The organism is Hafnia paralvei ATCC 29927, assembly GCF_001655005.1.
In the GTDB taxonomy this organism is placed as follows: Bacteria; Pseudomonadota; Gammaproteobacteria; order Enterobacterales; family Enterobacteriaceae; genus Hafnia; species Hafnia paralvei.
The window spans coordinates 257,838-279,059 of sequence record NZ_LXET01000054.1 but is presented as its reverse complement, the minus strand read 5'-3'; the positions used below and the strand labels follow the sequence as shown (position 1 = coordinate 279,059).

Below are 21,222 nucleotides of genomic sequence, written 5' to 3'. Positions count from 1 at the left end.
ACATAAAACAAATATGAATATCTCGACCTTGTGAACTACTCTTCGGAAAGACGTCACTCAAGATGATGATATAGCAGATGACCACCTTGTATAAAATTCACATCATCTCACGCACAATAGCAGACAGCCTTTGCACTGCCTTTTCACTTTTATCCGTCCATTCATGGGAAACATTAAAGCGAAAATAGTTAGTGTACTGGTTGCTAGCTGAAAACATCTGTCCGGGAGCAATGCTGATCTTTTCCTGCAAAGCACGATGATAAAGCTCCGTCGCATTAACGTTCGCAGGCAGTTCGATCCACAAAAAATAGCCGCCATGAGAGTAATTAATATTCACACCAGCAGGCAAATGCGCGCGTAGCGACTGCCACGCCGCATACTTACGTTGTTCCATCACCCGCCTTAAGCGACGCAGATGACTGTCATAACTGCGGGTAGCTAAATAGTTGGCCAACGCGAGCTGCATCGGTGCGCTAGTCGAAAGCGTGCTCATCAGCTGTAGCTGCTGGATTTTTCTCGCCATTCTTCCTGCGGCCACCCATCCCACTCGAAAACCGGCAACCAAGCTTTTGGAGAATGAAGAACAGTGCATCGTCATTCCACTGTCATCAAACGCTTTGGCCGGAAGCGGTTTTTCTCCCCCCGCATAGAGCTCACCGTAAACATCATCTTCGATAAGATAGACATCATATTTTTGCAATAACGCCACCAACTTCTGTTTTTTCTCCACCGAGAGCGTACACCCAAGCGGATTTTGAATATTGGTCATCAGCCAGCAGGCACGTACTTGATAGGTTTTTAACGCCTGTTCCAGTGCCGCCAAATCAATCCCAAACTCAGGGTGTGCCGCGATGGATAACGCTTTTAAGCGCAAACGCTCTAACGCTTGTAACGCACCATAGAAACAGGGGTTTTCTACGATAACCCAATCTCCCGGCTGTGTTACCGCCTGTAGACTTAAATTCAAAGACTCCAGCGCACCAGCGGTGATCACGATCTCTTCAGGATCGATGCGAATACCTTGCATAGCGTAGCGTTTAGCTAAGATCTTACGCAGATCTTCATTTCCGGGAGGAAGATTATCGGTGGCGCTTAGGGTCGTCATCGCACGCGCTACGGTAGTCAGCGACTTACTGATTTGCTGGCGAGGAAACAACGTTGGGTCAGGGTATGCCGAGCCAAAAGGTACGATCGCCGAGTCACGACTAGCCTGTAGCACATCAAAAATAAACGCGTTGATGTCAACGGCTTCAGCTCGCTGCAACGGTTCATGGCTGGGCGACGGGGTTAAAAATTTGGCCTGTGGTGCTACGTAATAACCAGACTGTGGACGTGAAACGATCCACCCCTGACTTTCCAGAATCTGATAGGCATGCATAACAGTCATCAGGCTGAGTCCGGAATGCACCACCTGCTCGCGCAAAGAAGGTAACTTATCACCGACCTGCCAGATTTCAGCGGTGATCTGTCCACGAATTCGTTTCACCAAATCTTCGTATTTTGCCACTCAGCCCCCTGATTAAGCCTCGTCATCCCACGATTTCCGCCCTTCAACGTTCATGTAAACTGCCTATGAAAGGTACAACGCATGTTGGCTACGCCATGATCCAAATCAAACTGTTATACATTAAAACAACATTTCTGTTTCTGTCATATCTATTTTACAGCCCGTAAGATCCTCTCCATCGTTCCGGCCTTGATCGTCCGGCACACCGTTTCTCTCACCTGCAATTTTCAGACAGAACTTTATGTCAGTACGAGGCTGTCCATGTTCGGATTAGATGCATTTCATCTTGCCAGGATCCAATTTGCCTTTACGGTATCCTTTCACATTATTTTTCCCGCCATCACTATCGGGTTAGCCAGCTTTTTGGCCGTGCTCGAGGGGCTATGGCTCAAAACACGTCATCCTGATTACCGCACGCTTTATCATTTTTGGGCGAAAGTTTTCGCTGTCAATTTTGGTATGGGCGTCGTATCCGGTTTGGTGATGGCCTATCAGTTTGGCACCAACTGGAGCGGTTTTTCACAGTTTGCCGGCAGTATTACCGGCCCACTGTTAACCTATGAAGTGCTCACCGCATTCTTCTTGGAAGCCGGTTTTCTGGGCGTAATGCTGTTCGGCTGGAACAAGGTCGGTAAAGAACTCCACTTTTTTGCCACCTGCATGGTGGCACTTGGCACACTGATGTCGACGTTCTGGATCCTTGCCTCCAACAGTTGGATGCATACTCCTCATGGCTACGAAATCGTTAATAACCAAGTGGTTCCAGTTGACTGGCTGGCGGTAATTTTCAATCCTTCATTCCCATATCGCCTGCTGCACATGACGACCGCGGCGTTCCTCAGCAGCGCCTTCTTTGTGGGAGCGTCTGCTGCTTGGCATTTGCTACGCGGTAACGACACGCCGGCAACCCGAAAAATGCTCTCGATGGCATTATGGATGGCGCTGATTGTCGCTCCGCTTCAAGCTTTTATCGGTGATATGCACGGTCTTAATACGCTGAAATACCAGCCCGCCAAAATAGCCGCTATCGAAGGCCATTGGGATAACAAACCAGGAGAGGCAACACCGCTTATTCTATTTGGTTTACCCGATATGGAGCGTGAAGAAACCCGCTTTAAGCTGGAGGTTCCTTATCTTGGCAGCCTCATCCTGACTCATAGTTTAGATAAACAGGTTCCTGCGTTAGCCGAATTCGCCAAAGAAGATCGTCCTAACTCTCCGTTGGTGTTCTGGTCGTTCCGCATTATGGCGGGTTTAGGGATGCTGATGATTTTGCTCGGAGCGATTGGCCTGTGGCTGCGCTACAAACAACGGCTGTATACCTCGCGTCCTTTCCTACACTTCGTTTTTTGGATGGGACCTTCTGGGCTAATCGCCATTCTAGCAGGCTGGATCACAACGGAAGTCGGGCGCCAGCCATGGATTGTACATGGTTTGATGCGAACCAAAGATGCCGTATCTGCCCATGGCGATCTGCATATGAGTATCAGTTTACTGACCTTCTTTGTGGTCTATGGCGCGGTATTTGGCGTGGGCTACGCCTACATGATGCGTCTGATCCGCAAAGGTCCAGAGCCGAGTCATTCGTCATCGGATGACAATGGGGCATTACCCACCGCAGCCGGACGTATTGCCGCTACGCCATCTCATCAGCAGGAGACACACTAATGGGCATCGATCTGCCACTGATTTGGTTCGCCATCATAATCTTTGCCACTCTTATGTATATCGTGATGGACGGCTTTGATTTAGGTATCGGGATGCTATTGCCAGTGACGCGAGATATGCAAGAGCGCGACATGATGGTGAACACGGTCGCTCCGGTTTGGGACGGCAATGAAACTTGGCTGGTGCTCGGCGGTGCAGCGCTGTTTGGGGCATTTCCACTGGCCTATGCGGTGATTGTTGATGCGCTATCGATACCGCTGACGCTAATGCTAATCGCGCTGATTTTCCGCGGCGTCGCCTTTGAGTTCCGTTTCAAGGCGCTACCAGCCCACCGTAATTTCTGGGATAAAGCATTCATCATCGGTTCCGGCTGTGCCACCTTTATGCAAGGTATCGTTGTGGGTGCGGTCATCAATGGTTTCCCTGTGATGGAACGCACTTTCGTTGGGGGCGCATTTGACTGGCTCACACCGTTTAATCTGTTCTGCGGCGTTGGGCTCATGTTGGCCTATGCACTTCTAGGCAGCACTTGGCTGATTATGAAAACCAGCCATCAGCTACAACATAAGATGTATCGCATCACGCGCCCACTGCTGCTGGCTCTGCTTACCGTCATTGGCATCATCAGTCTCTGGACACCGCTGGCGCACAGTGCCATCTCTGAACGCTGGTTTAGCATGCCAAATATTTTATTCCTGCTACCGGTTCCTGTTTTGACGCTGGTTTGCGCGGGGGTTATCTGGCGTGGAACTCACAATAATAGCCACTACCTTCCTTTTATCATGACCTTATTGCTGGTTTTTCTCGGTTTTAGCGGATTAGGGATCAGTATTTGGCCCCACATTATTCCACCGTCAATCAACATTTGGCAGGCCGCAGCACCGCCGCAAAGCCTCGGTTTTATGCTAGTGGGAGCCTTGTTCATCATCCCGATTATTTTGGTTTATACCTTCTGGAGCTACTACGTATTCCGCGGAAAAATCAGCGCAGATGAGGGGTATCACTGATGGCTATAGCCCAAAGTCAGGAGAAAATTATGTCGATTTCCGAAGCAAAAACCGTGGCTAATCCATTGTGGAAACGTTTGTTATGGCTGGTCGCAATTTGGGGGGGAAGCGTGCTAGCGCTGGGCTGCGTGTCGATGCTGTTTCGTCTACTCATGACAGCCGCGGGGCTCAAATCACATTGAGCGCCCAACACCACACAAAAATGATAGAATTATGTTATCAAGCTGTAACATCACTACAGGTGACTTACCATGACCGAAATTGAACGCATCCTCAAAGAAGAAATCGAGAAGGTGAATAAAGCCGAGCGTCGCGATAATCGTCCCCGCTTCAGCATCAGCTTTATTAAAAAGCATCCAGGTTTATTCGTAGGCATGTATCTGGCCTACGCGGCTACGCTGGCCGTGATGTTGCAATCAGAAACGCTGGCGGATGTTACATGGGTCATGACGCTACTGTTTTTGGGGCTAAATCTGTTCTTCTTCTTTGACGTTAACCCGCGCTACCACTACGAAGATATCGACGTTCTGGATCTGCGCGTTTGCTTCAACGGTGAATGGTACAACACCCGCATGGTGCCAGATGCTCTGGTTGACAGTATTTTGCAGTCGCCTCAGGTCGATGACTCCCGAAAACAAAAGCTACGTGCCATTATGCAGAAAAAATCAGAACTCTCGTTCTATGATATTTTTGCCGTAGGACAAAATCGTTCACCGGTTTGATCTAACCCTAAGTCCGCGAACTCCCCATCAAGGGGAGTTCGTCTAGCGCAAGCAAGACTAAAACTTAGCTCAGCAAACAATGATGATCCGGTTTCATCGGCGTTGGCTTCTCATCATCCTCAATCATTTCCCGCAGATTAATTTCAATCGTTGCTGAAATGGCATTAAGCGGTAAATCGTTTGGCGCCAAGCCGAACGGATCTTCCAACTCCTCAGCCAATGAATCCAGAGAAATAAAGGTGTAAGAGATAAATACCGATACCAACGGGGTGAGGTAATGAAGATCCGATACCAAAGCAAACGGCAGCAGGGCGCAAAACAGATAAACCGTGCGGTGCACAATCAGGCTATACGCAAAAGGGATCGGGGTATTTGAAATACGTTCACAGCCACCCAAAATGGAGGAAAGGTGGTTCAGGTTATTATCGATTGAATGAAAGTTAATATCGCTAATGCGCCCCAGCCTTCTCTGCTCTCCCAACCACATCCCCATTTTCAACAATAGCGTATTGCACGGTGAATGGCTGTTGAGCACGGAATTGCGTTCAGACGCTGGCAGCAGGCGATCGAGATCCCCATGCATATCTGTTTTACGCAGTTGATGCTTCAGACAATAAGTAAAGGCAATCAGCAGAGCCGTAAAATAGCGCGCCTGTTCAGCGGGATCCGGCATCAAGCTTTTGACTTCTCGCAGCAACGATCGCTCGGTGATTAACAAATTTCCCCATAACAGCCGCGCTTCCGTAAAGCGCGCATAGCTGGCGTTATTACGAAAACCCAAGAAGATCGCAATCGCCACCCCCAGCAAGCTGAACGGAGCCAGTGTCAGATTAATATCCAACGATTCGTGCCATAGATAGCAAACGACGGCTATACAGGCAAAAACAAAGTTTAAACTTAGACGAAAGAGTATTTTAGGTAGCACAGAGCCATGCCACACAAATAGGCGGCGAAACCAATGTTGCTGAGGTCTAACAATCATAATTAAGGTGTTTTGTGACAGACGGAGAAAAACCTGCGGCAGAACTTTTAGAAACAGTACGCGTTAAAAACAATATTTGTTAAACATATACGTTAAGAACGGTTTTCGTCAAAAGCTGACAGGGGCTGACGATCTCAAAATCAATCGACGCGCTAGTGTATGCCTGCATTTTAAGCGCTTCAAGTGGTGAACAGCCCTGCGAGAATTATCTGATTAAAATCGAAACAAATTAATCTTATTCCGATGAAATCCCCCTCGTTTGATGCTTGTTCTCGGACAGAGTGGTAGTCTGTGCCCTGCTTTTTTAGCAACTCACATAGAAACAAAAAACCGCAACAATAAGGATAGGTTTCATGGAGACATTCAAAGCACAAACTCCGATCGAAGAGTTTGCTGTAGGCGTTACCCGCCGCAACGGAATTCTCGGCAACGGCAAGCCTGCCACAGAAATGACGTTTGAATCTGGTGCTTTCAGTCAGTTACGCAAGCAGCCACAGGCCATCACCACTCGCATTGTCACTGGAGAGTTTGAATTCACCGTGGGTGCAGACACGCATCTGCTGGTTTCTGGTGAATCATTGAATATTCCCATTGGCACAATCAGCGGATGCTTCTGTCTTTCCAGCGGAGTTTTAGTCGAAACGCCGCTCTAAAACGCCCTCACCAGTGAATTAATATCAGATAAATGTGATCCACATCAATTGTGGATCACCGTAAAATCCCCTTTTTTACCCCGTTTTTCGTTCATTCATTCCCGCTTTAATGCATTTCATTCCTGCACTCAGGCTATTCATTCCCTGAATGGATCGCTGCCCTATAGATAGCCTTAACATACTCACAGTTAATAAATATTTATCTGGAGCAGCATCATGAATATGACTGGCATGCAAAATTACAATCGCACCCGCTGGCTAACTCTGGTTGGCACCATCATTACTCAGTTCGCTCTGGGTTCCGTTTATACGTGGAGCCTGTTTAACGGCCCTCTGTCTGAAAAATTAGATGAGCCGATCAGTCGCGTCGCCTTTTCCTTTGGTCTACTGAGCCTCGCATTAGCGCTGGCCTCTTCCGTGGCGGGTAAGTTGCAGGATCGCTTCGGCGTACGCAAAGTCACCATTGCCGCTGGCGCAGTATTAGCACTTGGCTTTGTATTGACCTCTCACGCTAACAATTTAGTCATGCTTTATTTGAGCGCGGGTGTTTTAGTGGGTCTGGCCGACGGCGCAGGCTATCTAATGACGCTTTCCAACTGCGTAAAATGGTTCCCTGAGCGCAAAGGTATGATCTCAGCCTGCGCTATTGGTGCTTACGGTTTGGGTAGCCTTGGTTTCAAATATATCGATACTCATCTGCTAGCAACCTACGGCTTAGAACAAACCTTTATCATCTGGGGGGGTTTAGCCATGGTGATGGTCATGGCTGGTGCCATGCTGATGAAAGATGCGCCAAAACAAGAAAACAGTACACAAAACACCCAAGGTATCAGCACCGCTCAAGACTACACGCTGGCTGAAGCCGTGCGCCAACCACAGTATTGGATGCTGGCGCTGATGTTCCTGACAGCCTGTATGAGTGGTTTGTACGTTATCGGTGTAGCTAAAGACATTGGTGAAGGCATGGTACATCTGCCAGCCATTACCGCCGCCAGCGCCGTCACCGTAATTGCTATCGCTAACCTGACGGGTCGTTTAGTTCTGGGCATTCTGTCTGACAAAATGGCGCGCATCCGAGTTATCTCTTTAGCTCAGGTGATTTCGCTTATCGGTATGGGTACCCTGTTGTTCATTCCTCTGAATGAGTCACTGTTCTTTGCCTCAGTAGCCTGCATCGCGTTCAGCTTCGGTGGCACCATCACCGTATATCCATCGCTGGTCAGTGACTTCTTTGGCCTAAACAATTTGACCAAAAACTACGGCCTGCTCTATCTGGGCTTCGGTATCGGCAGCATCATCGGTTCAATTATTGCGTCTATGTTTGGTGGTTTCATCGTGACCTTCTCCGTCATTATGACACTGCTCGTCATCTCGCTGGTACTGTCTGCGACCATTCGTATGCCAGGCCAACGTGAAGCGCACAACCGCTTAGCACACATCTAACGTTTTCTCATATTGCTGCTTTTAGCCACCGTTTACGGTGGCTTTTTTTATCTCTTGTTATCACCCCTCTGCTGCAACTGCCCCATGACTGGCAGCTTTGCTTTCCATTTATCAATGAGATCGATTAACGACATTCTTTGCGCCCATTTCATTCATAACGTATGACTATAATAAGCCAGTGATTTAACTACCGAACGCAACCGAAGAAAATGGAGTCTCATCATGTTAAATATTGATCGTAAAAGTTTGCTCGGTCTGGACGGAAACTTTCTAAAAAAACAGCGTACTCTGCTGCTGGTTATTTCATTCCTATTGTTACTAGGCGGTATTTTCTGCCTGATCAACCCCTTTGCCTCCGGCGCAGCCTTGAGCGCAATTGTGGGCACGCTATTCGTCCTTAGCGGTATTGGTTTGATTATCGGGATGATCGCCAACCGTACTCGTAACTTCTGGCCGATGGTGGCAGGAATTCTGATGGGTGCAGCCTATATCATTATGGGCTACGTATTTATTACTAATCCGGCCGTTGGTATTTTCACTATGTCGGTGATTCTGGCGACGCTGTTTGCAGTGGGAGGGATTATTCGTCTAACCGCTGGATTTAAACTACGCGGTGTCAACGGTGCTTGGTTGCAAATCGTGATTGGTATTCTCGATTTGATCATCGCAGCCATGTTCATTACCGCAGGCCCAGTGATGTCCGTAACATTGGTCACCACGATTGTGGGTATTGAAATGCTGTTCAGCTCTTTCAGCTGCTTCCAAATCGCAGGATTATTCAAACGTCAGGCTTAATGGGATATGCATTTGGAAGAACCGGTGAGTATTTCGTCCGCTGATTAACTGTGTATTACTTCTATCGAATATCTGGTGTAAGCGTACGATAAGAGCTCGCCACAAACGCCACGCAGACGTCCTGTCCGCGTGGCTCGTCTTACTAATACTTAGCCTAGTTTTATCTAAAAGATAGATGCCTCACATGGCTTGCCGATACAGCGCTTTGATCTCTTCTAGTTTTGCCTCACGCGGATTCCCACCAGTGCAAACATCATCAAAAGCGGCCTGTGCCAGATCAGAGATATCCTCTTCTCGTGCTCCCACCTCTTTCAACGAAGCAGGAATACCCACGTCGCGGTTCAGTGCTTCAACCGCTTGGATCGCCGCCTCTCGCGCTTGTTCCAAAGTAGCATGAGCCACATCAGCGCCCATTGCCTGCGCAATCTGGCGATACTTCTCGCCAGTATAGGCCGCGTTATAGCGCATCACATGTGGCAACAAAATCGCGTTAGCAACGCCGTGCGGCGTGTTGTAAAACGCGCCCAGCGGGTGAGCCATTCCATGAACTAGGCCCAAACCTACGTTAGAAAATCCCATCCCCGCAACATACTGTCCCAGCGCCATATCCTCTACGGCCTCTGGCTGACCAGCCACCGAGTTACGCAGCGAACGGGCAATGATCTCAATCGCCTTGAGATGCAGCGTGTCGGTGAGTTCCCATGCTCCGCGCGTAATGTATCCTTCAATCGCATGAGTGAGCGCATCTACTCCGGTCGCCGCTTTTAAACTGGCTGGCATACCGTCCATCATATCGGCATCAATAAAAGCCACCAGCGGGATATCATGAGGATCAACGCAGACAAATTTACGGCGATTTTCTTCGTCAGTGATCACATAGTTAATGGTCACCTCCGCTGCTGTTCCTGCCGTGGTCGGAATGGCAAGAATAGGTACGCTCGGGCTATGAGTTGGGGAGACGCCCTCTAAGCTACGCACATCTTCAAACTCTGGATTGGCGCTGATAATACCAATAGCCTTACAGGTATCCTGCGGCGAACCACCGCCAATGGCGATGAGATAGTCAGCACCGCTCGCGTCAAAAGCCGCCAGCCCGCGCTGAACAACGGCAATAGTCGGATTTGGCATGACTTCATCAAAGATTTGATATTCCAACTCTGCCGCGTCTAATTTAGACGTCACCTTCTCCACGATACCGCAGGAAACCAACTGCGCATCTGTCACGATCAATGCTTTGCCATAGCCACGGCGCAGCACCTCAGGCACGAGCTCATTCACCGCGCCACGTCCAAACCACGATGTTTCATTCAAAATCATTCGATTTGTCATAATGAATACTCTTTAGTGAGAAATGTTTTACGGCAGCCCTACTCTTCAACGCGCAGGCCGTAGGTTTTAAATTTCTCCAACACTATGGCGATTTCTTCATCAGACAATACCGGTACCGGATCAACGATTGGCAATGTTGAGAGATAAAGTTCAGCTAAAACTTCAACTTCGTGAGCTAGCCACAATGCTTTTTGCAAATTCACTTCACAAGCGATCATTCCATGATGCTGCAGCAGCGTGGCCTTACGGTTTTTCAGCGCCACGGCAACATGCTCAGACAGCTTTTTCGTGCCAAAAGTGGCGTAAGGGGCGCAAGGTATAGTGCTGCCACCAGCGGCAGCAATCATGTAATGGATGGCCGGAATCGGACGGTTCAAAATAGAAACGGCGGTGCAGTGAACGGCATGGTTATGCACGACTGCATTAGCCTCTGGTCGCGTCTGATAGGCGATTTGATGGAAGCGCCATTCGCTAGAAGGCACCTTCCCCTCTTCAGGCTTGCCGTCAGCATCAATGTAGACAATATGAGATTCAGTCAGATTCTCATACGGGATCCCCGTAGGAGTAATCAGCATGCCGTCGTGATAACGCACACTCACATTACCGGCTGTGCCCTGATTCAACCCCAGACGAGTCATTTCTAAACAAGTATGAATAATTTCACGAGCCAATGAATCTCTTTCCATTTGTTGCCTCTTTGATCATTGATGGAACCACTAATATGGCCAAGTACGTAGCATCTATACCCTAATAATTCGAGTTGCATTGAAGTGGCAAGTAAACGCTGCCAACAAAAAGGCAACTTGAAGTATGATGGGGATATATTCCCCCTCCCCGTAACAACAATAAATGCTCAAATAAAAATATGTGACACAGTTCAATACAATAAGTGAATCAATACCCAATAAGTGGATAAAAACAGGAATAAAAATGTCCGTTTAAACATAACAATATAAAAACGGGCAATTATTTCACCTATAAACAAAGAACTGACCGTTTAAATCAAAAATTAAATAATCGGTCACGCTAACTGTGTTTTTTTTATGGTTATTGATTAAAACGGGCATGTTTTTTGTTTTATTAAAGTGACCACGTTCACACTTCCCCTGCCAATAATATCGAATGTGACTGAACTCATACTTTTAGTGATTTTTTATTTTAAGAATAGCTTCACTTACCGCATAAACGGCATGATTGCACCCCGCCTCCCATTGAACGGAGAGTGCCTGTGGACGTGACTGCGGAATAAGAACGGATTTACTCAATATCTCTGTATGACCTAACGAGGGCGCTATGGGAAACGTTTCGATCCAGTCAGAAAACTACCGCGTTGCTAGCCATGAACGCAAAGGGAACTATTTAATCCCTTTCGCATTATTATGTTCGTTATTCTTTTTATGGGCAGTGGCTAACAACCTCAACGATATTTTACTGCCGCAGTTTCAACAGGCGTTCACCTTAACTAATTTTCAGGCTGGATTGATTCAGTCAGCATTTTACTTTGGTTACTTCCTAATCCCTATCCCTGCTGGGATATTAATGAAAAAGTTAAGTTATAAAGCAGGGATTATTACCGGTCTTTTATTTTACGCCATAGGCGCAGCACTTTTCTGGCCTGCCGCCGAGGGAATGAACTATACATTATTTCTTATCGGATTATTTATTATTGCCGCGGGCCTTGGTTGTTTAGAAACCGCAGCTAACCCTTTCGTTACCGTATTAGGGCCAGAAGAAACTGGACACTTCAGAATTAACCTAGCTCAAACCTTTAATTCCTTTGGCGCGATTATCGCTGTGGTCTTTGGTCAGGGGCTTATTTTATCCCATGTTCCTCATCAGTCAGCCGATGTACTGGCTCAGATGTCGCCAGAGCAGCTAGCCGCATACAACCACAGTTTAGTATTAGCGGTGCAGTCACCCTATATGATGATTGTCGCCATTGTACTATTTGTCGCGCTGTTGATTGCCTTTACCAAGTTCCCTGTTATTCAAAGTGATGCACATAGTGGTGATAAGGGCGGCTCTCTGCTGAAATCCGTGGCTCGTTTATTACGCATTCGTCACTGGCGCTGGGCAGTATTAGCACAGTTCTGCTATGTCGGTGCTCAGACCGCCTGCTGGAGCTATTTGATTCGTTACGCCATCGAAGAACTACCAGGCACAACCCCAGGCTTTGCCGCAAACTACTTAACCGCAACCATGGTTTGTTTCTTCATTGGTCGTTTCAGCGGCACATGGCTTATCCGTCACTACGCCCCACATAAAGTACTGGCCGTGTATGCCTTCATCTCTATGGTGTTATGCGTCATCTCCGCAGCCGCAGGTGGCCACGTCGGCCTTATTGCGCTAACGCTGTGCAGCATGTTTATGTCAATCCAGTACCCGACTATTTTCTCCCTCGGCATCAAAGGGTTAGATCAAGATACCAAATATGGTTCATCCATCATCGTGATGACCATCATCGGCGGCGGCATTGTGACTCCGCTTATGGGATTCGTCAGCGACGCTGCCGGCAATATTCCAACGGCTGAACTGATCCCTGCACTGTGCTTCGCCATTATTTTCATCTTTGCCAAATTCAGATCAAACGTCCTGCCGCGCGTAACGGCTTAAGCAATTCAACCTTAACGACAATAAATTACTGATTAATGTGAGGAATAAGAATGAATAGCCAACACTTACCTATTAAAAACCTGCCCAAAATTGGTATCCGCCCCGTCATTGATGGCCGCCGCATGGGGGTTCGTGAGTCGCTTGAAGAACAAACCATGAATATGGCGAAAGCCACTGCACAACTTCTGAGTGAAAATCTGCGCCATGCCTGTGGCGCTACGGTGGAGTGCGTCATTGCCGACGGCTGCATTGCCGGAATGGCAGAGTCCGCTGCCTGTGAAGATAAATTCAGCAGCCAAAACGTTGGACTGACCATTACTGTAACGCCTTGCTGGTGCTATGGCAGTGAAACCATTGATATGGACCCAATGCGTCCGAAGGCCATCTGGGGTTTTAACGGCACCGAACGCCCTGGCGCCGTTTATCTAGCCGCCGCATTAGCAGCACATAGCCAAAAAGGTATTCCTGCCTTCTCTATTTATGGTCACGATGTGCAAGACAGCGGCGACGACAGCATTCCCGCCGACGTCAAAGAGAAATTGCTGCGTTTCGCTCGCGCAGGCCTTGCCGTTGCGGGAATTAAAGGCAAAAGCTATATGTCCTTAGGCGGCGTATCGATGGGCATCGCCGGTTCTATCGTCGACCACAACTTCTTCGAATCTTGGCTGGGAATGAAAGTGCAGTCGGTCGATATGACTGAGCTACGTCGTCGCATCGACCAGAAAATTTACGATGAGGAAGAGCTTGAGCTAGCGCTGGCATGGGCTGATGAAAACTTCCGTTTCGGCCCAGATCTGAACGCCGAACAGTATCGCCGTTCTCCTGAAAGCAGCTGTGCGGTACTGCGTGAAAGCTTACTCATGGCGATGTGTATTCGCGACATGATGCAGGGCAACGCCAAACTGGCAGAGCAAGGCTTTGTGGAGGAGTCGCTGGGATATAACGCGATCGCCGCGGGTTTCCAAGGGCAGCGTCACTGGACAGATCAATATCCAAACGGAGACACCGCCGAAGCACTGCTAAACAGTTCATTTGACTGGAATGGTGTACGCAAGCCTTTCGTGGTTGCCACAGAAAACGATAGCCTCAATGGCGTCGCCATGTTGCTAGGCCATATGCTGACGGGCACCGCTCAAGTATTTGCTGACGTGCGCACCTATTGGTCACCTGAAGCGGTCAAACGCGTTACGGGCAGCGAACTCACTGGCCATGCTCAACACGGGATCATTCATCTGATTAACTCTGGCTCTGCGGCACTGGACGGTTCTTGCCGCCAACTTGACGCTCAGGGTAAACCAACGATGAAACCCCATTGGGAAATCAGCCAGAAAGAAGCTGACGCTTGCTTGCAAGCAACGGAATGGTGCCCAGCGATCCACGAATATTTCCGCGGCGGTGGCTACTCATCTCGATTCCTCACCCGCGGCGGCGTCGCATTCACCATGTCGCGCGTCAACATCATTAAGGGTATTGGTCCGGTACTGCAAATTGCCGAGGGGTGGAGCGTTGAGCTTCCGCAAGATGTGCATGACATTCTCGACAAGCGTACCAACGAAACCTGGCCAACCACATGGTTCGCTCCGCGTTTGACCGGCAAAGGGCCGTTCACCGATGTCTATTCGGTCATGGCGAACTGGGGCGCAAACCACGGCGTGCTCACCATCGGTCACGTAGGCGCAGACCTCATTACGCTGGCCTCTATGCTGCGTATTCCTGTCTGTATGCATAACGTGGCTGACGGTGATATCTACCGTCCATCCTCATGGGGCGCACACGGCATGGATATTGAAGGCCAAGACTACCGTGCCTGCCAAAACTATGGACCTTTGTATAAAAAATAAAGGCTGATGGCTTACCCCGCCCAACCGCGCCTTCTATGGGTGATGGTCGGGTGGGGATCTGCGCATTTATACCTTCAATAATTCGAGCTTCATTGAGGCAGCAAGTCAGCACATTGTGATGAGCTTACTCTAGTCAGAGCGAGTACTCGGGTAAGTGAATGCAGACAACAAAATGCAAGCTTGAAGTATGACGGATCAATACTAACGAGGAGCCACCATGAACAATGATGTGGTGATCATTTTGGACTGCGGAGCCACCAATGTCCGCGCCATTGCGGTTGATGCTCAAGGCATCGTTGTTGCCAAAGCGACCACACCAAACGCCAGCCAGCCCGCCACTGAAAATGACCAATGGCACGTTTGGTCACTCGATGACATCCTGCAACGCTTTGCCGATTGCTGCCAGAGAATCATGCCTAAACTTGGTGGCGCTAAAATTCATGCCATCAGCGTAACAACATTTGGCGTTGATGGTGCTCTGGTTGATGCCAATGGTGAACTACTTTACCCCGTCATTAGCTGGAAATGTCCACGTACGGCGGCGATTATGGAAAAGATTGACCGCTACATTACTCCCGGCGAACTACAAACTATTTCGGGGATCGGTCAATTCAGTTTCAACACGTTATATAAACTCATATGGCTGAAAGAAAACCGCCCAGAACTGCTAGAAAAAGCCCATGCATGGCTGTTTATCTCATCGCTGATTAACCAACGTCTCACCGGTGAGTTCACTACCGATCGCACAATGGCGGGCACAAGCCAACTGCTCGATGTGCGTCAGGAAACGTTTAGCGACACGATTTTACAGCGAACTGGACTCCCTATCGGACTTTTTCCCCGCATCGTTGCGGCAGGGGAACATATTGGTCATTTATTACCACACATGGCGGAACGCCTTGGTATTCCTGCGGGTACACCGGTCATTGCTACCGGACACGATACCCAATTTGCCCTATTTGGTTCAGGAGCGGGTCTCGATCAACCGGTGCTTTCATCCGGCACATGGGAAATATTGATGGTGCGAACTCCGCAGGTCAATACATCACTGTTGCCCCGTTTTATTGGCTCTACCTGCGAGTTGGACAGCTGTGAAGGCTTGTTCAATCCGGGTCTACAGTGGCTTGCTTCAGGTGTGCTGGAAAAGGTTCGTCAGCTTTACTGGCCTAACGGAAAGCTACCGGATGTGTATTCCCAGATGATTGCAGAAGCGGCCAATATTAGCCCCGGTAGCGAAGGATTACGGATGAACTGCCAACTGCTTGATAACCGTTCCCCGGCTGGCTGGAGTGGAATGCGTTTGCATACTGAGCGTGGCCATTTCTATCGCTCTGCATTGGAAGGGCTTTCTTGGCAGCTACAGCAAAATCTCGCGTTACTGGAAAATATCGGCGGGTTTACCTCAAAAGAGCTTTTACTCGTCGGCGGTGGCAGTCGCAATACGCTATGGAACCAGATCAAAGCAGACGTATTAAATCTGCCGATCAAAGTTCTGCACGATGCTGAGACGACCGTACTCGGTGCCGCTATGTTTGCATGGAGCGGCGTTGGCTATTACGACTCTCCCGAGCAGGCTCGCCAACAGGTTAACTATCGCTATCAGTCTTATTATCCCAGCGAGCAAAGTGCTGAATACCGTGAGCTGACGACGAGTCATAACCCCATTTTAGAAGGAGTTTGAAATGCTAAAAAATATCTCCCCGCTCATTTCACCACAGCTACTCAAGACATTGGCTGAAATGGGGCACGGCGACGAAATCATTTTCTCCGACGCGCATTTCCCCGCGCATAGCATGGGACCAAAGGTCATTAGAGCCGATGGATTAAAAGTCAGCGATCTGCTGACAGCCATCATTCCACTATTCGAGCTCGACAGTTATGCCCCGCCGCTGGTTATGATGGCCGCTGTCGCTGGAGACACACTCGATCCCAGCGTCGAACAGCGCTATTTACAGGCTCTTACGCACCATGAGCAGAGCGAGCTTACAATTGAACGCATCGATCGTTTCGCATTTTATGAACGCGCTCAAAAGGCCTTTGCGATCGTTATCACAGGCGAGACGGCTAAATACGGGAATATACTGTTAAAAAAAGGAGTGACGCCTTAATCTCTTGCTCTGCTGCATTCAGCCATGCGTCGGCCATTAAGCGAAAGCCGGACGCATGGTTTTTCGTGAGAGGAGAGCCACCGTGAAAACAGATCGCCATCAGGCAATCGTACAACTCATCCGACAGCATGAAACGCTAACCACAGAAGATCTTGCCGATCTACTGCATGTCAGTAAAGAAACGATCCGACGCGATCTTAATGCGCTTCAGGCTCAGGGAAAGATCATCCGTCAACATGGCCGTGCCAAAAGTATCAAGCGCGATACTCAGGACAGCGGTGACCCTTTCAGCGCCCGCCTAAAAAGCCACTTCACCAGTAAAGCCGATATTGCCCGCCAAACGCTGCCATGGATTGATGAGGGTATGACTATCGCGCTAGATGCCAGCTCAACCTGCTGGTATCTGGCAAAACAGCTGCCAGATATTGATATCACCGTATTTACTAACAGCGTACGGATCTGTCAGGAGCTATCCAAACGAGAACATATCCAACTGATAAGTTCCGGTGGCCTATTGCAGCGAAAATATGCCTGCTATGTGAATCCTGCGATTATTTCTCAGCTGAAAGAGCTTGAAATCGACCTGTTTATCTTCTCCTGCGAAGGTATTGATAAAGAAGGCATTCTCTGGGACTCCAACAGCTATAACGCCGAATTCAAGTCCCTGTTGCTCAAACGTGCGCTGCAATCCCTCCTGCTTATTGATAAAAGCAAAATGAACCGCACCAGTGAAATAAAAATTGGCAGCATTAATGATGTCGAACAGGTGATATCAAATCTGGAGGTTGGGGAAGGTGAATAACGCCCTCCCTGCGGGGAGAGCGTTATGTCATTGATCAGAATGAATACCGTAAACCTAAACGAATGCGGTATTGTTCGCGATTATAATAGTCCCACCGGTCTAGCCATTGCAGCTCTAAATAAGGCATCCAATTATTATCTATTTTATAACTAAACTTGTTAGTAATTTCCCAGTGGTGGCTTTCATCATTTTTACTTTTGAAGTCATTAACGCGGATGAAATAGTGTGGCTCAAAGGTATATAAAAACTGATCGCTAACCTTGAAATTCCAGTACATTGCCATTTCATGCGTATCATTTTTATCATATTCGCCATTGGTATCGATTGTGTCATAGTTATTATGATTGTAGCGATATCGAGTCGTTAAATTAAACCATGGTAGAAATTTATAATTTACATCTAAATAAGCAGCACCGCCAGAACCCGCACTACTTGAGTTAATTAACCCACCAGGAGAAATCGTCCAATTTTCTGTGGGACGGAACAATGGATACCATCCTTCCAGTTCGTTATAGCTATGCTTTAACTGATCCATTTTCCCAACATTATAAGCATTGGTATACATTAACCCCGAACCATTATCAAAGTTATAACCACCGCGTAGGATAATCTCACTTTCTTCTGAGGCCGTATTGTAAGCCTCTCGAGTCTCAAGATAAGCCCCGGCATAAGCAGTTCCAGATATAAAAGAGGCTAATATTATTGCTGTACTTATTTTATTCATGACAAATCCCTATTGAAATATTAAATCACTGACATCATGAAAATTGACAAATATCACCCTCAGGAAAAACCTGAAGGTAATAACAGCATGTCGGTTTAAATACTAGAACTAATTTATTTAGCGAGTTTCCTTGCATTTAACTCATTAATAATTTGTACAAATCTTTTTTCGCTAAGCTTATAGAATAACCCCATAGTAATAGCCGCGATAATCGCTAATACACAAGGATAAATAAATATGAGCCTTCGCAACCCTTCCAACACCGACTCGGTTTGGATGACATTGGGAATATAGCCAATCTGAGTTAACATTATTCCAGGCAAGAAACCAGCGAGTGCCGCCGATATCTTTCGCGAAAACGTATATCCGGTATACACAGATCCTTCAGCGCGAATACCTGTTTTCCATTCTCCGTAGTCAACAGTGTCAGGTACCAGCGCCCAATTCAGGCTATTGACGAATGCCGTGCCAAAGAATGCCATACAGGAAAACACAACAAAAACAACGGAGCTATTTCCCCACGAACTACCATAGAAATAGTTGAGCAGATCGCCTAAGGCCCACAGCATTAGCCCACCCAAATAGACCTGTTTTTTCCCAAAACGTTTTACCGCTGTTGGCACTAGCAGAACACCAATTAAAATGCAGCCCATACTAAAGAATCCCATATAGGCTAATAGATTAATATCCTGTAAAACGTACTGGGTATAATAAACCTGAATCGCCAGTTTTATATTAAATGCAGCTAAAGTACATAAATTAGCAATGCACAGCACCAGCAGCGGCGGGTTTTTAAAAATGGCACAAAACGACTTAAAAATGCTTGGTTTATGGTGGAGAGGAACAAGCTCAACATAGCGCTCTTTCACACCAGAATGGCACCACCACATGCAGAGTAAACCACAAGTAGCAAATACCGATGCGCCCACTAAATACCCTAATTCTGGTTGTGATAAAAATAAAGTCTGAATTGGCATGAAACCGACAGTACATAGCAATAGACCTAAGGTAGATCCACCTTGACGCCATGCAGCAAGGGAGGCTCGTTCATGAGGATTTTTAGTTATCGCGGGTACCATCGCACCATAAGAGCAATTCATCAGGCTGTAAAATAATCCAAACAGCATGAACAAGACCGTCGCCAGCACCGTTTTTAAATTAATAGAAACGTCAACGTGAATAAAATTAGCGATCTCCAGTAAAGCGACAGGCAAAGAAGCATAAAAAATAAACGGCTTAAACTTACCCTTTACACCTATATTCCGACGAGAATCAACTAGAACGCCAGTAAGAATATCGGTGAAAGCCGTAAAGAACTTAGCAATAAGGAAGATTACTCCTCCGTAAATTGCTGGAATACCTAAAATATCAGTATAGAACTTCAACAAATACAACGTGCCGATACACAGTAAAAGATTCGAACCAAAATCACCCATGCCATAAGCGATTTTTTCCCGTAGTGATAACTTTAGGGTAACGGGATCCTGATGTTCTAAATTTTCCATCTGACAGGTCCTTTCATTATTATATTGCCCGCACTTATCCGCCACAAAACTTCATTAACTTCATGGCGGCCTGCCATAAGTGAGATTTTTATTAAATAACTGGGCTTGTATCACGCTTGCGCGCTTCAATTTCACCCACGATTTTCACATACATTGTCTCGTTCAAATTATAGAAACAGCCCATTGCCACAATCGTCGTCAGAGCCAACGCCGCCGGATAGATAAAGATCAGCTCACGCAGACCCTCGATGGTATGTGCAGCCTGTGCAATATTAGGAACATAGCCAATCTGAGTTAGCATCCAACCAGGGAAAAAGCCGGCCAGTGCCTGCGATACTTTGCGGAAAAAGGTGAATCCGGTATAGACAGTGCCTTCAGACCGTATGCCAGTCCGCCATTCGCCATATTCAACCGTGTCAGACACCAGCGCCCAGTTTAGGCTATTGACGAATGCTGAGCCAAAGAAGGCTAAACATGAATAAAGAACAAAAGTTACTGAGGTATCACCATACATATAGTTGAGCACATCGCCAACAATCCAAATAGCGAGCCCTCCTAAATATACCGTTTTTTTACCGAATTTACGTACTGCCATCGGCATTAAGAATACGCCAATGAAAATACACCCCATGCTGAAGAAGCCCATATATGACAATAAGATAGGGTCATTAAGCACATATTGGGTGTAATAAACTTGAATGGCTAATTTGACGTTAAATGCCCCTAGCGTACAGAGGTTGGCAATACATAAGATAAACAGTGGACGGTTACCCGCAATTGCTCGAAAGGATTGCAAAATACCCGGTTTTTTCTGCGCGCTTCCCTGCGCATTATGGGCTGCTGGTGCCTCTACATAACGCTCTTTCACTCCGGCATAGCAGCACCACATAAAGAACAGCCCGACCAGAGAAAAGAGTGTGGCCGCTACGATGTAGCCAAGCTGAGAGTTTCCTTCAACTAAATCCATAACGGGTACAAAACCCACGGTACATAGCAATAACCCCAAAGTCGCACCGCCCTGACGCCATGCGGCAAGAGATGCTCTCTCATTAGGGTTTTTAGTGATAGCGGGTACCATCGCACCATATGAACAATTCATCATGCTAAAGAACAAGCCATAAAGCATGAATAGCGCCGTAGCCACTACGGTTTTTCCAGTAATTTCAAAGCCAGTGCCAATAAAGTTGGCAATAGCTAACAAGGTAACCGGAAACGCTGCATAGAGTACGAATGGACGAAACTTACCTTTGGGCCCGATTTTAGTTCGGGAATCCAGCATAATACCGGTGCCCATATCGGTAAATGCGGTAAAGAATTTAGCAATAAGAAAAATAATACCGCCATAGGTGCCGGGAATGCCTAATACATCGGTATAAAACTTTAATAAATAAAGCGTACCAATATCTAATAATATATTTGAGCCCAAATCGCCCATGCCATAAGCAATTTTTTCCCGCAGTGGCAATAATAATTTTGCCGGTTCATTATTGTTATTTAAAACCTGAGTCATGGTGGTTCTCCAT

Annotated in this window: 19 protein-coding genes; 12 read left to right on the top strand and 7 right to left on the bottom strand. The window is 47.5% G+C overall.

The features are described from left to right. Positions 1–97: 97 nt before the first annotated feature. Entirely contained in the window at positions 98–1,507 is a 1,410-nt protein-coding gene (locus M988_RS18485; protein WP_039187784.1) for an aminotransferase-like domain-containing protein, read from the bottom strand. Positions 1,508–1,768: 261 nt separating this feature from the next. Here M988_RS18485 and M988_RS18480 point away from each other — a divergent pair, with 261 nt between their 5' ends. The 4 genes from M988_RS18480 (at position 1,769) to M988_RS18465 (ending at position 4,904) form a co-directional block, all read left to right on the top strand. Further along, positions 1,769–3,175, top strand: a complete 1,407-nt coding sequence (locus M988_RS18480) for a cytochrome ubiquinol oxidase subunit I (protein ID WP_064575242.1) — start codon at positions 1,769–1,771, stop codon at positions 3,173–3,175. Then, positions 3,175–4,182: a cytochrome d ubiquinol oxidase subunit II gene (gene cydB, locus M988_RS18475; RefSeq protein ID WP_064575241.1), complete on the top strand. Its 1,008-nt coding sequence runs from the start codon at positions 3,175–3,177 to the stop codon at positions 4,180–4,182. Before M988_RS18480 ends, cydB begins: the two co-directional genes overlap by 1 nt. 53 nt (positions 4,183–4,235) lie before the next feature. Next, a complete protein-coding gene (locus M988_RS18470; protein ID WP_179289127.1) occupies positions 4,236–4,364 on the top strand; it encodes a DUF2474 domain-containing protein in 129 nt (42 codons plus the stop codon). A 69-nt stretch (positions 4,365–4,433) separates the two neighbouring features. Further along, entirely contained in the window at positions 4,434–4,904 is a 471-nt protein-coding gene (locus M988_RS18465; protein WP_008814780.1) for a YlaC family protein, read from the top strand. Between the two features lie 64 nt (positions 4,905–4,968). Here M988_RS18465 and M988_RS18460 read toward each other — a convergent pair whose 3' ends face one another. Further along, entirely contained in the window at positions 4,969–5,886 is a 918-nt protein-coding gene (locus M988_RS18460; RefSeq protein WP_008814779.1) for a bestrophin family protein, read from the bottom strand. Positions 5,887–6,239: 353 nt separating this feature from the next. Here M988_RS18460 and M988_RS18455 point away from each other — a divergent pair, with 353 nt between their 5' ends. From M988_RS18455 to M988_RS18445, 3 genes are all read left to right on the top strand, one after another. Then, the gene (locus tag M988_RS18455; RefSeq protein ID WP_039187780.1) at positions 6,240–6,539 is read left to right on the top strand and encodes a cupin domain-containing protein; all 300 of its coding nucleotides are present in this window, start codon (positions 6,240–6,242) and stop codon (positions 6,537–6,539) included. A 216-nt stretch (positions 6,540–6,755) separates the two neighbouring features. Next, complete coding sequence (locus M988_RS18450; protein WP_008814777.1) at positions 6,756–7,982, top strand: L-lactate MFS transporter; 1,227 nt, start codon at positions 6,756–6,758, stop codon at positions 7,980–7,982. Positions 7,983–8,204: 222 nt separating this feature from the next. Further along, on the top strand, positions 8,205–8,777 hold the full coding sequence (locus tag M988_RS18445; protein ID WP_008814776.1) for an HdeD family acid-resistance protein: 573 nt from the start codon (positions 8,205–8,207) through the stop codon (positions 8,775–8,777). 180 nt (positions 8,778–8,957) lie between these two features. Here the strand turns inward: M988_RS18445 and fucO are convergent, their stop codons facing one another. Together fucO and fucA are read right to left on the bottom strand one after the other, a co-directional pair. Continuing rightward, complete coding sequence (fucO, locus tag M988_RS18440; protein ID WP_064575236.1) at positions 8,958–10,106, bottom strand: lactaldehyde reductase; 1,149 nt, start codon at positions 10,104–10,106, stop codon at positions 8,958–8,960. 38 nt (positions 10,107–10,144) lie between these two features. Further along, complete coding sequence (gene fucA / locus M988_RS18435; RefSeq protein ID WP_008814774.1) at positions 10,145–10,792, bottom strand: L-fuculose-phosphate aldolase; 648 nt, start codon at positions 10,790–10,792, stop codon at positions 10,145–10,147. Positions 10,793–11,399: 607 nt separating this feature from the next. Here fucA and fucP point away from each other — a divergent pair. From fucP to fucR, 5 genes are all read left to right on the top strand, one after another. After that, complete coding sequence (gene fucP, locus M988_RS18430; RefSeq protein WP_008814773.1) at positions 11,400–12,719, top strand: L-fucose:H+ symporter permease; 1,320 nt, start codon at positions 11,400–11,402, stop codon at positions 12,717–12,719. 50 nt (positions 12,720–12,769) lie between these two features. Then, a complete protein-coding gene (gene fucI / locus M988_RS18425) occupies positions 12,770–14,560 on the top strand; it encodes an L-fucose isomerase (protein WP_064575234.1) in 1,791 nt (596 codons plus the stop codon). A 217-nt stretch (positions 14,561–14,777) separates the two neighbouring features. After that, entirely contained in the window at positions 14,778–16,241 is a 1,464-nt protein-coding gene (gene fucK, locus M988_RS18420) for an L-fuculokinase (RefSeq protein ID WP_008814771.1), read from the top strand. 1 nt (position 16,242) lies between these two features. Further along, on the top strand, positions 16,243–16,668 hold the full coding sequence (gene fucU, locus M988_RS18415; RefSeq protein WP_061059288.1) for an L-fucose mutarotase: 426 nt from the start codon (positions 16,243–16,245) through the stop codon (positions 16,666–16,668). 82 nt (positions 16,669–16,750) lie between these two features. Then, entirely contained in the window at positions 16,751–17,470 is a 720-nt protein-coding gene (gene fucR, locus M988_RS18410) for an L-fucose operon activator (RefSeq protein WP_064575232.1), read from the top strand. Between the two features lie 34 nt (positions 17,471–17,504). Here the strand turns inward: fucR and ompL are convergent, their stop codons facing one another. The 3 genes from ompL to M988_RS18395 all read right to left on the bottom strand — a co-directional run bounded on the left by ompL (position 17,505) and on the right by M988_RS18395 (position 21,209). After that, the gene (ompL, locus tag M988_RS18405; protein WP_039187777.1) at positions 17,505–18,194 is read right to left on the bottom strand and encodes a porin OmpL; all 690 of its coding nucleotides are present in this window, start codon (positions 18,192–18,194) and stop codon (positions 17,505–17,507) included. A 113-nt stretch (positions 18,195–18,307) separates the two neighbouring features. After that, complete coding sequence (locus M988_RS18400; protein ID WP_064575230.1) at positions 18,308–19,699, bottom strand: MFS transporter; 1,392 nt, start codon at positions 19,697–19,699, stop codon at positions 18,308–18,310. A 91-nt stretch (positions 19,700–19,790) separates the two neighbouring features. Next, entirely contained in the window at positions 19,791–21,209 is a 1,419-nt protein-coding gene (locus M988_RS18395; protein WP_008814766.1) for an MFS transporter, read from the bottom strand. Positions 21,210–21,222 lie beyond the last annotated feature (13 nt).